This is a genomic window from Pseudoxanthomonas sp. OG2, from assembly GCF_014192765.1.
Taxonomy (GTDB): domain Bacteria; phylum Pseudomonadota; class Gammaproteobacteria; order Xanthomonadales; family Xanthomonadaceae; genus Pseudoxanthomonas_A; species Pseudoxanthomonas_A beigongshangi.
Map to the genome: position 1 here is coordinate 249,734 of NZ_JACHYM010000001.1, position 12,730 is coordinate 262,463.

The 12,730-nt window shown below is 67.8% G+C and carries 12 protein-coding genes; 4 read left to right on the forward strand and 8 right to left on the reverse strand.

All coding sequences use genetic code 11. The annotated features are described in order from the left end of the window. Positions 1 to 79: 79 nt before the first annotated feature. The 4 genes from FHW78_RS01020 to FHW78_RS01035 all read left to right on the forward strand — a co-directional run bounded on the left by FHW78_RS01020 (position 80) and on the right by FHW78_RS01035 (position 5,945). On the forward strand, positions 80 to 475 hold the full coding sequence (locus tag FHW78_RS01020; protein WP_183636593.1) for a heavy metal-responsive transcriptional regulator: 396 nt from the start codon (positions 80 to 82) through the stop codon (positions 473 to 475). Then, the gene (locus FHW78_RS01025; protein WP_221188908.1) at positions 472 to 3,186 is read left to right on the forward strand and encodes a heavy metal translocating P-type ATPase; all 2,715 of its coding nucleotides are present in this window, start codon (positions 472 to 474) and stop codon (positions 3,184 to 3,186) included. The genes FHW78_RS01020 and FHW78_RS01025 overlap by 4 nt, the downstream gene beginning before the upstream one ends. Positions 3,187 to 3,258: 72 nt before the next feature. Further along, positions 3,259 to 4,638, forward strand: a complete 1,380-nt coding sequence (locus tag FHW78_RS01030; RefSeq protein ID WP_183636596.1) for a cation:proton antiporter — start codon at positions 3,259 to 3,261, stop codon at positions 4,636 to 4,638. 1,049 nt (positions 4,639 to 5,687) lie between these two features. Next, a complete protein-coding gene (locus FHW78_RS01035) occupies positions 5,688 to 5,945 on the forward strand; it encodes a hypothetical protein (protein WP_141452729.1) in 258 nt (85 codons plus the stop codon). A gap of 86 nt (positions 5,946 to 6,031) precedes the next feature. Here FHW78_RS01035 and FHW78_RS01040 read toward each other — a convergent pair whose 3' ends face one another. The 8 genes from FHW78_RS01040 to FHW78_RS01070 form a co-directional block, all read right to left on the reverse strand. Further along, entirely contained in the window at positions 6,032 to 6,517 is a 486-nt protein-coding gene (locus FHW78_RS01040; RefSeq protein WP_183636599.1) for a hypothetical protein, read from the reverse strand. A 317-nt stretch (positions 6,518 to 6,834) separates the two neighbouring features. After that, on the reverse strand, positions 6,835 to 7,275 hold the full coding sequence (locus FHW78_RS01045; protein ID WP_183636602.1) for an excinuclease ATPase subunit: 441 nt from the start codon (positions 7,273 to 7,275) through the stop codon (positions 6,835 to 6,837). Between the two features lie 31 nt (positions 7,276 to 7,306). After that, positions 7,307 to 8,551, reverse strand: a complete 1,245-nt coding sequence (locus FHW78_RS01050) for a beta-ketoacyl-ACP synthase (RefSeq protein WP_183636605.1) — start codon at positions 8,549 to 8,551, stop codon at positions 7,307 to 7,309. Further along, positions 8,548 to 9,282: a 3-ketoacyl-ACP reductase FabG2 gene (locus FHW78_RS01055; RefSeq protein WP_183636608.1), complete on the reverse strand. Its 735-nt coding sequence runs from the start codon at positions 9,280 to 9,282 to the stop codon at positions 8,548 to 8,550. Before FHW78_RS01055 ends, FHW78_RS01050 begins: the two co-directional genes overlap by 4 nt. Then, positions 9,279 to 9,776: a hotdog family protein gene (locus FHW78_RS01060; RefSeq protein WP_183636610.1), complete on the reverse strand. Its 498-nt coding sequence runs from the start codon at positions 9,774 to 9,776 to the stop codon at positions 9,279 to 9,281. Before FHW78_RS01060 ends, FHW78_RS01055 begins: the two co-directional genes overlap by 4 nt. Continuing rightward, a complete protein-coding gene (locus tag FHW78_RS01065) occupies positions 9,776 to 10,966 on the reverse strand; it encodes a beta-ketoacyl-[acyl-carrier-protein] synthase family protein (RefSeq protein ID WP_192198679.1) in 1,191 nt (396 codons plus the stop codon). Before FHW78_RS01065 ends, FHW78_RS01060 begins: the two co-directional genes overlap by 1 nt. Continuing rightward, a complete protein-coding gene (locus tag FHW78_RS19795; RefSeq protein WP_192198680.1) occupies positions 10,963 to 11,508 on the reverse strand; it encodes a DUF3261 domain-containing protein in 546 nt (181 codons plus the stop codon). Before FHW78_RS19795 ends, FHW78_RS01065 begins: the two co-directional genes overlap by 4 nt. Then, positions 11,496 to 12,728, reverse strand: a complete 1,233-nt coding sequence (locus tag FHW78_RS01070) for an NAD(P)/FAD-dependent oxidoreductase (RefSeq protein ID WP_183636616.1) — start codon at positions 12,726 to 12,728, stop codon at positions 11,496 to 11,498. The genes FHW78_RS19795 and FHW78_RS01070 overlap by 13 nt, the downstream gene beginning before the upstream one ends. Between the last annotated feature and the right edge of the window lie 2 nt (positions 12,729 to 12,730).

Consider the following 12,730-nt stretch of genomic DNA (forward strand, 5'->3'; position numbering starts at 1 on the left):
CCCGCCAGCGCAACAAAACCCTTGACCCTTGACCAAGGTCAAGGGTGCAGAATGGCGCCATTCCGAACCGGAGAACGCCATGAACATCGGCCAATTGGCACGCCTGGCGGGCGTGCCCATCGATACCGTCCGCTACTACGAGCGCCAGCAACTGCTGCCGCCGCCCAGCCGCAGTCCCGCCGGCTACCGTCGCTATGAAGGCTCGGACGTCACCCGCCTGACCTTCATCCGCCGCGCCAAGGCGCTCGGCTTCACCCTGGACGAGGTCCGCGATCTGCTGGACATCAGCGCCGGCCGCGAGGACATGGGCCAGATGAAGGCCGCCGCCGCCAGCAAACTGGCCGTCGTCGAGGAGCGCCTGGCCGAGATGACCCGCATGCGCGACGCGCTGCGCAGCCTGGTCGAGGCCTGTCCGGGCCATGGCGATCTGAGCGAGTGCCCGATCGTGGCCGCCCTCGCCGAGGAACCGAAATGAGCGGGTCCTGCCATTCGCACGACAAGCCGGATGCCAACAAGGCGCAAGGCGGATGCTGCGGTGGTGGTTCCTCATCCTCCCCGACCGCCGCTGTTCGTGATCCGGTCTGCGGCATGAGCGTGGATCCGGCGACCGCGCCGCATCACGTCGAACACGACGGCCAGACCTATTACTTCTGCTCGGCCGGCTGCCGCGACAAGTTCGTCACCGAGCCGGCGCGGTTCCTCACCGCGCATGCCGCCGAAGAGAAGGCATCGGCGTGCTGCGGCACCGAAAAAGCCGAAACCACCCGCGCGGCGAAGGCGGATGACGCGTGCCGCCACGGTGGTGATGCAGGCCACTCGCACGCGCACACCCACCATCACGCGGCCACGCTTTCCCATGCCGGTCATGATCACGCACGCCATCACGCCGCACACGCAGCGGGCACAGTGATCGATCCGGTCTGCGGCATGAGCGTGGATCCGACCACCACCGCTCACCACGCCGAACACGCCGGCCAGGCCTACCACTTCTGTTCGGCCGGCTGCCGCGCAAAATTCATCGCCGATCCACCCCGCTGGCTGGCGCCGAAGCGCGAGCCCGAACCGGCCGTGCCCGGCGCGCAGTACACCTGCCCCATGCATCCGGAAATCGTCCGCGACGGCCCCGGCACCTGCCCGATCTGCGGCATGGCGCTGGAGCCGATGATGCCGTCGCTGGATGACGGCGAGAATCCGGAACTCACCGACTTCCGCCGCCGCTTCTGGTGGACCCTGCCGCTGAGCGTGGCGACCCTGGTGCTGGCGATGTTCGGCCAGTACTTCCACGGCTTGTCGCCGACGACGCGCACCTGGATCGAACTGGTACTCAGCACGCCGGTGGTGCTGTGGGCGGCCTGGCCGTTCTTCCAGCGCTGGGCGCAGTCCATCCGCAACCGCAGTCCCAACATGTGGACGCTGATCGGCACCGGTGTCGGCGCCGCCTACGGCTACAGCGTGGTGGCGACGGTGGCGCCGGATCTGTTTCCCGCCTCGTTCCACGAGCACGGCCGTGTCGGCGTGTACTTCGAGGCCGCCGCGATCATCGTCTCGTTGACCCTGCTGGGCCAGTTGCTGGAACTGAAAGCGCGCTCGCAGACCTCGGCGGCGATCAAGGCGCTGCTCGGACTCGCCCCCAAGACCGCCCGCCGCCTGCGCGAGGATGGGCAGGAAGAGGACATCGAACTCTCGCACGTCCACGTAGGCGATCGCCTGCGCGTGCGCCCCGGCGAAAAGGTGCCGGTGGACGGCGTGGTGATCGAAGGCCGTTCGCACATCGACGAGTCGATGCTGACCGGCGAACCAGTACCGGTGTCCAAGGAAAACGGCGACAGCGTCATCGGCGCCACCATCAACGGCTCCGGCAGCCTGATCATCCGCGCCGAGCGGGTCGGCAGCGACAGCGTGCTCGCCCAGATCGTGCAACTGGTGGCGCAGGCGCAACGCTCGCGCGCGCCGATGCAGCGGCTGGCCGACCAGGTGTCGTTCTGGTTCGTGCTGGCGGTGCTGGCCGCGGCCGTGCTGACCTTCCTGGGCTGGGGCCTGTTCGGTCCGGAACCTTCGTGGACCTATGCCGTGCTCAACGCGGTCTCGGTGCTGATCATCGCCTGCCCCTGTGCGCTGGGCCTGGCCACGCCGATGTCGATCATGGTCTCGACCGGCCGTGCCGCCCAGCTGGGCGTGCTGTTCCGCGACGCCGAGGCCATCGAGACCCTGCGCAAGGTCGATACCCTCATCGTCGACAAGACCGGCACGCTCACCGAGGGCCGTCCGGCGTTCCGCGTCCTGATACCGGCCAGCGGACTCGAGGAAAACGAAGCGCTGCGGCTGGCCGCCAGCCTGGACGCCGGCAGCGAGCATCCGCTGGCGCACGCCATCGTCGCCGAAGCGCGCGAGCGCGGCATCGCGCTGGCGCCGGCACAGGATTTCGAATCCTCCAGCGGCATCGGCGTGCGTGGCCACGTGGACGGCCACGCGCTCGCGCTGGGCAACACCGCGCTGATGCAGGAAACCGGCGTGGACGTATCGGCGCTGGATGCCGACGCCCGCCGGCTGCGCGCGGAGGGTGCCAGCGTGATGTTCCTGGCCGTGGACGGCCGCGCCGCCGGCCTGATCGCGGTGGCCGATCCGATCAAGATCACCACGCCCTCGGCGCTGCGCGCGTTGCAGGCAATCGGCGTGCGCATCGTGATGGCCACCGGCGACGGCGAACGCACCGCGCAGGCGGTGGCGTCGCAGGTCGGCATCGACGAGGTCCACGGCGAAGTGCGTCCGGCCGACAAGGCCGCGCTGGTCGCCCGCCTGAAGGCCGAAGGCCGGGTGGTGGCGATGGCCGGCGACGGCATCAACGACGCCCCCGCCCTCGCCTCCGCCGATGTCGGCATCGCCATGGGTACCGGCACCGACGTGGCGATGTCCAGCGCGCAGGTCACCCTGGTCAAGGGAGATCTGGGCGGCATCGTCCGCGCCAAGGCATTGTCGGAAGCAACCGTGCGCAACATGCGCCAGAACCTGGGCTTCGCGTTCTTCTACAACGCGTTGGGCGTGCCGGTCGCCGCCGGCCTGCTGTTCCTGTTCGGTGGCCCGTTGCTGTCACCCATGCTGGCTGCGCTGGCGATGAGCCTGAGCTCGGCCTCGGTGGTCGCCAACGCGCTGCGCCTGCGCCACCAGTCGCTGCCCACGAGCGCCTGATCCCGTCGATCCCGCGGAACGGATGCGCCGCTAGAATGCGGCGCATCCTTCAGGCGCGGAGTCCGGCGGCACATGGAAGATTCGCAAACCCGGCCCGGCGCCGCCGCCCCTTGGCGCTATCTGCTGCTGGTCGCCGTGCCGCTGCTGGCGGCGCTGCTGCTCTCGCGCTGGCCGGTGCCGGTGTCCGCGCCCTCCGCGGCACCCGTCGCCGACACCGCGCATGCGGGCACCGGCACGCCGCTGTCGCTGTTCCTGCTGCAACTGCTGGTGGTGCTGTCCGTGGCCAAGGGCGCGGGCTGGCTGCTGCGCCGCTTCGGCCAACCGGCCGTCATCGGCGAAATGGCCGCCGGCCTGCTGCTGGGGCCGCTGCTGTTCGGCGCAGTGATGCCGGACACCCAGGCCTGGTTGTTCGCGCCCGGCTCGCTCGGCGCGCTTGGGCTGATCAGCCAGCTGGGCGTGCTGATGTTCCTGTTCGTCGCCGGCGCGGAACTGGAACTGTCCACCCTGCACGGCCGCCGCGCCTTCGCCGTGCTGGTCAGCCACAGCGGCATCGCCTTGCCGTTCCTGTGCGGCGTGCTGCTGGCGTTCGCGCTGTTCGATGCGCATGCGCCGGCCGGCGTCGGTTTCCCCAACTTCGCTCTGTTCATGGGCGTGTCGCTCAGCATCACCGCCTTCCCGGTGCTGCTGCGCATCCTGTCCGATCGCGGCATCACCCACAGCCCGCTCGGCCGCATCGCGATCGCCTGCGCCGCGCTGGGCGACGCCAGCGCTTGGTGCCTGCTGGCGGCTATCGTCGCCTCGGTGCAGGCCAACGGCTGGAGCGCGGCGCTGATCAGCCTGCTGGGCACGCTGGCGTTCGCCGCCGCGATGATCGCGCTGGTGCGGCCGTGGCTATCCCGCCAGGAAGTGGCTCCCGAACGCGAAGGCCGCCACCTGATCGGACTGTTGTTGATGGCGCTGGCCGCCGCACTGGTCACCGAACTGCTGGGCATCCACGCCTTGTTCGGCGCCTTCCTGGCCGGCATCGCGGTATCCGGCAATGCGCGCCTGCGCGAACTGCTGATCCAGAAGGTCGAACCTTTCGCCATCTCGCTGCTGCTGCCGCTGTTCTTCGCCATGACCGGGCTGCGCCTGCGCGTGGACGGCTGGCAGGCCGGCGACCTGCTTCTATGCGTGGTCGTGATCCTCGTCGCCAGCCTCGGCAAGGGCCTGGGCACCTGGCTGGCCGCGCGCAGCGCGGGCATGCCGCGAACCGACGCGCTGCGCCTGGGGGCGCTGATGAACACGCGCGGCCTGATGGAACTGATCGTGCTGAATCTGGGCTACGAAATGGGCCTGATCGGCGACCGCCTGTTCGCGGTGCTGGTGATCATGGCGCTGGTCACCACCGCGATGACCGGCCCGCTGCTCAACATCATCGAGCGCCGCGCGCGTTCGGCGCAGCGCACATAGCCCCCTCCCCCGCGCGCGGGGGAAGGAGCAAAAACCTCGCGACGGCACGCACACTGGCCCCCTCCCCCGCCTGCGGGGGAGGGCTGGGGTGGGGGCGAGCGGAAGGATCCCGAGCCATGACAACCAACGTCGGAAATGCACCACTGCAGCGACTGCGAAGGATGGATAACGATCGCTGAAAAGCGCCCCCATCCCAGCCTTCCCCCGCACGCGGGGGAAGGGGCAAAAACCTCGCGACGGCACACACACTGGCCCCCTCCCCCGCCTGCGGGGGAGGGTTGGGGTGGGGGCAAGCGGAAGAATCCCGAGCCATGACAACCAACGTCGGAAATACACCACTGCACCGACTGCGAAGGATGGAAAGCGACTTCTGAAAAGCGCCCCCATCCCAGCCTTCCCCCGCACGCGGGAGAAGGGGCAAAAAACCGACCAGCGACACACGCTGGCCCCTCCCCCGCCTGCGGGGGAGGGTTGGGGTGGGGGCAAGCGGAAGGATCCCGAGCCATGACAACCAGCGTCGCAAACACACCAGCACACCGACCACGATGGATGGATAGCGACTGCTGAAAGGCGCCCCCATCCCAGCCTTCCCCCGCACGCGGGGGAAGGGGCAGAACACCGCGCTGGCGAGCGTGAGTGCTTTCTTCAGCGCCTTCCCCTTCGGTCGCCATCGTTGTACGAGCTCACCGCTCGTATCTTCATTCCGCCCTATCCAGGGCCATCCGATACACAATGTGGCTTCGCCACTTCCGTGACAACGGAAACATTGAATCGAAAACGTTCAAAGTTAGTCGACATCGCGCAAGCGCATCAGCAGACTCCGGCATCAGGAGTTCGAAAAACTCCCACACAGTAGTACTACCTCCGTCATTCCGGTGGTTTTCTTATCACTGAGTGACAGCCGGCGGCCTTCGTCTTCGCCGGGAGGGGGCGAATACAAGACCCGAAAGGGAAATCAGCCCATCCGACCTGTGTGCGGTTTTTCGACTCCCGGCTCCCGGCCGCGCTTTCGCGTGCCGGGATACTTCAACGAAGAAATGGAGGTCCCAATGACCAACCCACGTATGGTCTATCTGTTGGAAGAACAAACGCAGCTCAACATGATCCAGCTGCGTGATCACGTCAAACTGCTGTCCACGCTGTCCAGCCCGCGCTTCCGCAAGGACGAGCACCACTGCCTGCCGATTCCGTTGCAGGCCCTGAGCGACTGCTTCGCCTATATCGCCCAGGACATCAACGACATGCTGGACGCCCTGCGCTACCACTACGGCGAACCCGAAGCGGACGAAGCCGCCAGCAACGCGTAACAAAAAACGCGGGCTGCTAGCGCCCGCGTTCTGAACGCATCATCCAACAAGAAACCTGGCATTCACTGCAGCCGCCGCGGCGGTGACTATTTGTGGCGACCGCAGAAGATCAGGCGCCCGACCGGCTTCTTGTCCGGCGAGATCAGAAAGCCATCCAGATAGTCCGGAACATACCAGTCGTCCCAAGGCGCCAGACCGTAAAACGCGTTTGCAAAGTCCTCTACGAGGCCAGAACCCCTGATCTTTGCGCCGACAAAGCCAGTCGAACGCAGGCGGTCATAGAACTTCATCTCGTTCGGGACTGTGCTCACTCTTTCCCCGAGGACGAGCCAACGTCCTGAGTCCAGATAGTCCTTGGTGGCGAGAATCACGGAAAACACAGCATCTCCCGCAAGCGCAGGAACCTCGTTCTCCTTGGACCAGTTTCCTTTGATGTCAAACAGTGCGACCGCAACACTATTGAGAGCATCCGGCTCCCGATCAATCACTTGACCGATGCAGGCCGTTTCGTCCATTAGAGGCAAGAGAAAAACGCTTCCCGCCGTCCATTGAGCAACGCTTCTACGCGCCATCATTTCTCTTGCGCACGAAAATGAACAAAGCGGTCGCAGCCAACAGCGCCATCCCCGCCGCACCCAGGAATACTCCACCGATCGCTGTCAGACGGACAGGAAACCAATCCGGGAATCTCCGCAGTCATACCCGCACTGCTCCCAGATCCGACTCGCTCCAATGCATAACGAGATCATCGGGCACAGCAAGAATATGAGAAAGGTCGCCGTCTTCCGCATGATTGCCTCCAAATGCATCATCGACAAACCATTCGCGTCGCGACAGAGCAAGCCCGGCATCTACCGGGCTTCTCTTAACTATCGGGTTCGGGCAACCCTCACTTCACCTTCGCGTAAGTCCCCTTCAGCGCCACGCCCGACATGATGTTGCCGGCGTAGCATTCGTAGTTGGTGGGGCTCTTGAATTCGTTCTTCTTGAAGTAGCTGGTGATGTCGACCACCGCGTTGGCGCCGCGCGCCTTGGCGCTTTCCTGGAAGGCCTTGAGCACCGACAGGGCGACCCAGCGGCAGGATTCGACATCGTTCTTGCCGACGCCGTTGGTCTTCTTGTTGGAGACGTCCTCACCCATGCGCGAGACCACCGCGGGGTGGGCCTGGCCGGCCAGGTAGAAACGCACGCTGCCGTCGATGCCGGCTTCCTTGGCCTGCGGCGAGTCGATCAGTTCCTGCAGCGGCAGTTCCAGGCGGGTGTCGCCGGCGAAGGCGTTCGGCGCGGCGATGGACAGGGTCAGCAGGGCGGCGGTGAGAAGGCGTTTCATCGGGTACTCCTTGTAGTGGAAAAGGCGGTCGTCATTCCTGCCAGCGGCGGAAAATCAGCGAGGTGTTGATGCCGCCGAAGGCGAAGTTGTTGCTCATCACGTGTTCGGCCCGCAGTTCGCGGCCCTCGCCGGTAATGTAGTCCAGCTCGGCGCAGCGCGGATCGCGCGCTTCCAGATTGAGCGTGGGGGCGAACCAGCCCTCGCGCATCATCTGGATGGTCGCCCAGGCCTCGTAGGCCCCGCAGGCGCCCAGGGTGTGGCCGACGTAGCTCTTCAGCGAGCTGATCGGAATGCGCGGACCGAATACCTGCGCGGTCGCGGCGGTCTCGGCGATGTCGCCGTGATCGGTGGCGGTGCCGTGCGCGTTGAGATAGTCGATGGCGTCGGGGGTCAGGCCGGCGTCGGCCAGGGCCAGGCGCATCGCCTCGGCCATGGTGTCGGCGCTGGGCTGGGTGACGTGCTGGCCGTCGCTGTTGGTACCGTAGCCCACGACCTCGGCCAGGATGTGGGCACCACGCGCGCGCGCATGTTCCAGTTCTTCCAGGATCAGCGTGCAGGCGCCCTCGCCCAGCACCAGCCCGTCGCGGCCGGCGTCGAACGGGCGCGGCGTGCTTTGCGGATCGTCGTTGCGCACGCTGGTGGCGAACAGGGTGTCGAACACCGCCGCGGCGGTGGCGTCGAGCTGTTCGGCGCCGCCGGCGACCATCGCGACCTGCTTGCCGAAGCGAATCGCCTCGTAGGCCGAACCGATGCCCTGGCTGCCCGAGGTGCAGGCGCTGGAGGTGGTGATGACCCGGCCGGTCAGGCCGAAGAACACGCCGATGTTGACCGGCGCGGTGTGGCTCATCATCTTCAGGTAGGTGGTGGCGTTGATGCCTTCGGTGGTGTGCTCGTTGAGCATCCGGCCGAAGTCGCCGATGGCGCTGTGGGTACCGGCGGACGAACCGTAGGACACGCCAACCTTGCCGCTGCCCAGCAGCGGATCGCCCAGCAAACCAGCCTGCTCCAGCGCCAGTTCGGTGGCGCGCACGGCCATCAACGCAACCCGGCCCATGCTGCGGGTGGTCTTGCGGTTGTAGTGCGGCGGCAATTCGAACTCGGCGGCTGGCGCCGCCAGTTTGGTGTTCAGGCCTTCGTAGATGTCCCATTCGTGCATGTGCCGCACGGCGTTGCGGCACTCGCGCAAGCGCAGGTGCACGCTGGGCCAGTCGTTGCCGAGCGGGCTGATCGTGCCCGCGCCGGTGACCACCACGCGTTTCTGTTGGGCGTCGCTCATCCGATCAGACCTCCGTTGACGGAGATGACCTGGCGGGTCACGTAAGCCGCCGCCGGCGACAGCAGGAACGCCACCACCGCGGCGACTTCCTCCGGTTGTCCCATGCGCCGCATCGGAATCAGCTTGAGCGCTTCCTCGGCGACCTCGCCGGCCACCATCTCGGTGTTGATCAGGCCAGGGGCGACGCAGTTGACGGTGATTTCGCGGCTGGCCAGTTCCAGCGCCAGCGCCTTGGTCGCGCCGATGATGCCGGCCTTGGCGGCGCTGTAGTTGGCCTGTCCGCGGTTGCCGACCAGGCCCGACACCGACGACAGGGTGACGATGCGCCCGGGCTTGCGCCGACGCACCATCGGCATGGTCAGCGGGTTGAGCACGTTGTAGAACGCATCCAGGTTGGTATGGATTACCGCGTCCCAGTCCTCCCCGCTCATCGCCGGGAACGCGTTGTCGCGGGCGATGCCCGCATTGCAGACCACCCCGTAGTACGCGCCGTGCGCGGCCACATCGGCTTCCAGCGCCTGCGCGGCGGCGGCGCGATCGCCCACGTCGAAACCCATCACCCGCGCCTGCCGGCCAAGCGCGCGGAGCTCCGCGGCCACGGCCTCGGCTTCCTCCACCCGGCTGCGGTAATGCACCACCACGTCGAACCCGTCCTGCGCGGCACGCAGCGCGATCGCGCGCCCGATGCCGCGGCTGGCCCCGGTGACCAGGACCGTCGAGTCTCCACTCATGCTTGCTCGTTCTCCAGATAGGCCATCGCGTCCGGTGGTTCGAACACCGACACGTTGGCGCTTGCGATTTCGTCCCCGTTCGCCTCGATGCGGCAGGCGAACATCCCCAGGCCATTGTCGCCCAACAGCTCGCGGATCGCCTCCACCCGCAGCAGGGTGCCGGCCGGGAAATGGGTCCAGGCCGACTGATAGCGGCGGGTGCCCAGCAGGAAGCCGATACTCGGCTCGCCGCCGGCCTGGCGGGCGCGACAGCCGGCCCAGGCGGCAATGGCCTGGGCCATGTACTCCACCCCGACCCAGGCCGGCACGCCGGCCTCCTCGCTGAACGGCCCGTCGGCCGGCACCCGCACCTCGACCGCCACCCGGTCCTCGTCCCAGCCCAGCAGGCGGTCGATCAGGCGCAGGGTGCCGCGATGCGGGATGACCCGTTCGATGTCGTACAGCGGATGCGCCGCATCGGCCGCCGGCAACGGGCGCGCATTGTCCAGGTTCATCATCCGGCTCCCAGCAGCAGGACCGCGTTGCTGCCGCCAAAAGCGAAGGAATGGCTGAGCACATGCCGCAGCGGACGCGCGGCGCGCTCGCCGGGGGCGGCGAAGTGCAGTGGCGCCAAATCCGGATCCGCTTCGCCATCCCACCAGTGCGGCGGCAGGCGGTGCTCGGGATTGGCCGCCAGCGCGAGCCAGGACAGCCCGGCCTCGATCGCGCCCGCCGCGCCCAGGGTGTGTCCGGTCAACGGCTTGGTCGAACTCACCGGCGTGCCGGGCCGCATCGTCGCGGCGACCGCGCGGCTTTCCATCGCGTCGTTCTGCGGCGTGGCGGTGCCGTGCAGGTTGACGTAGTCGATGTCGTCGGCCTGCACACCCGCGCGCGCCAATGCCTGCCCGATCGCGGCGATGGCGCCGACACCCTGCGGCTCGGGCGCGGAGATATGGTGGGCATCGGCGGTTTCGCCCCACCCCGCCAGCCGCACCGGTCCGGGTTCGCGGGTCATCAGGAACAGCGCGGCACCCTCGCCGATGTTGATGCCGTTGCGGTGACGCGAGAACGGATTGCAGCGGGCGGCCGATACCGATTCCAGCGCGCTGAAGCCGTCGATGGTGAAGCGGCACAACGAATCCGCGCCGCCGACGATCACCGCGTCGACGATGCCCGCGCGCAGCAGGCGCGCCCCCGAAGCCAGGGCCTTGGCACTGGAGGAACAGGCGGTCGATATCGTCCAGGCCGGACCGTGCACGCCCGCTTCGGCGGCGACGAACCGCGCCGGCGTGCCGATCTCCTGCTGGGCGTAGTGGAAGCCCGCCGGCCAACTGCCGTGTTCGTGCTTGAACGGCAAGGCCTGTTCGGATTCGCCGATGCCGGAGGTGCTGGTTCCCAGCACCACCGCCACCCGGTCGGCGCCATATCGGTCAATGGCGGCGGCCACGGCCGGTGCGATCTGGGTGAATGCGCCGCGCAACAGCGCGTTGTTGCGTCCGCGCAACGGCAGCGGGCAGTCGGACAGATCCGGCAGGACGCCGGTCACCGCGCCCAGCATGAGCGGTCGCCCGGGGGTGAGCGCTTCGCTGAGGCGCACGCCGCCGGGCGCATCGCCGGCGAACAGCGCGGTCGCCACCGCGTCGCGGCCGGTGCCCAGCGCGCAGGTGATGCCGAGTTCGTTGAGGAAGACCGGCGCGGTGTTCACGGGTTGGCCTCTCCGCCCACGGTCTGGATGTCCAGCGCGTAGCCTTCGGCCAGGTTGCGCAGCCGCAGGTTGTCCGGCGCGTCGCGGGTCAGCACCAGCCAGGCGGTGCCGTCGCGCAGCAGCCGACGCTCGTGGCCATCGTCCTCCACCCGCCACCCGGCGGGCAAGGCGCCACGCACGGCTTCCAGCGGCCATAGCGCGAACTGGAGATCGTCCAGCACGCGCTCGCCGCGCACCGCCGGCGGCAGCCAGGGCGCGCGTTGCTGGTGCAATTCGCGGCCATCCCATTGCAGGCGCACGCCGGACTGGCCGAGTGCCTGCACCGCCAGCCGCACTTCCTGCGCGTCCACTTCCAGCAACGCATCCAGATCACGTTGCCGGGCGCCGAACTGGAAATGCAGGCGCTGCTGCACCGCCAGCGGTTTGCCCAGCGCGGCCGGCGCCAGCCGCAGCGGCGGCAACGCGACCGCCGGTGCCGGCGCGCGGTGCGCGCAGGCCGCCAGCAGGCACAGCATGCCCAACAGGGCGATCAGGCGTCGCACAGTTCCTCCAGCACGCGCAGGCGGCGGCCGGTGTCGGCGACGTACGGGTTGCGGGTATCCCAGGCGTAGCCGGCCAGGATCGAGCAGATCATGCGGCGGATCTCCGGCTGCTGGTCAGGATGGAAAATGATCTTCTGGAAGCCGCCCGCATACCACGCCTCCACGAAACGGCGGAAGGTCTGCACGCCCGCGCGCAGCGGTATCGAGTAGTCGGTTTCCCAGTCCACCGTTTCGCCCGCGTAGCGGCGCCGCAGGCAGTCGGCCGCCAGTTGCGCCGACTTGAAGGCGATGGTCACGCCCGAGGAGAACACCGGATCCAGGAATTCGCCGGCGTTGCCCAGCAGTGCGTAGCCCGGCCCCCACAGCGAGTTCACGTTGGCCGAGTAGCCGGTGATCTGGCGCACCGGCAGCACCGCCCACTCCGCGTCCTTCAGCAGCCGGGTCAGGTTGGGATCCTCGCCGACGATCGCCTGCAGGCGCTCCAGCTCCGTGCCCGGATAGCGGTTGAGGAATTCCATTTCCGCGACCACGCCCAGCGAGCAGCAGCCATTGGAAAACGGGATGGTCCAGTACCATACGTCGACGTGCTCGGGGTGGGTGGTGATCAGGATCTTGTTGCGATCAAAGCCGGCATCCTGCGCGATGTGGTCGCGAACGTGCGTGAAGATGGCGCCGCGCACCGGGAAATTCGACGGCGATTCCAGTTTCAGCAGCTTGGGCAGCAGCCGTCCGAAGCCGCTGGCGTCGAGCATGAAGTCCGCCTCGACCTGGTAGGTCTCGCCCTCCGGCGAGCGCACGGTCACCCGCGGGCGCTCGCCCGGTTCGGCGGCCAGCACCTCGTGGCGATAACGGACCTCCGCGCCCATCCGCTCCGCGCCCCTGGCCAGCACGTGGTCGAAGTCGGCGCGCTGCACCTGGTAGGTGGTGCCCCAGCCCGGCGAGAACTTGTCGCGGAAATCGAACTGGGTGGTGCGCTCGCCGCGCACGAACGCGGCACCGTTCTTGTACTGGAAGCCGGCTTCCACCACGTCCTGCAGCAGCCCGGCGGCCTCGATGTATTCCATGCTCTGCGGCAGCAGGCTCTCGCCGATGGAGAAGCGCGGGAACTGCTCGCGTTCCAGGATCAGCACGCGGCGTCCCTGCTGGCGCAGCATCGCCGCCGCCACCGAGCCCGCCGGGCCCGCGCCGATGATCAGGATTTCCGTCTGTTCGATTTTCATTC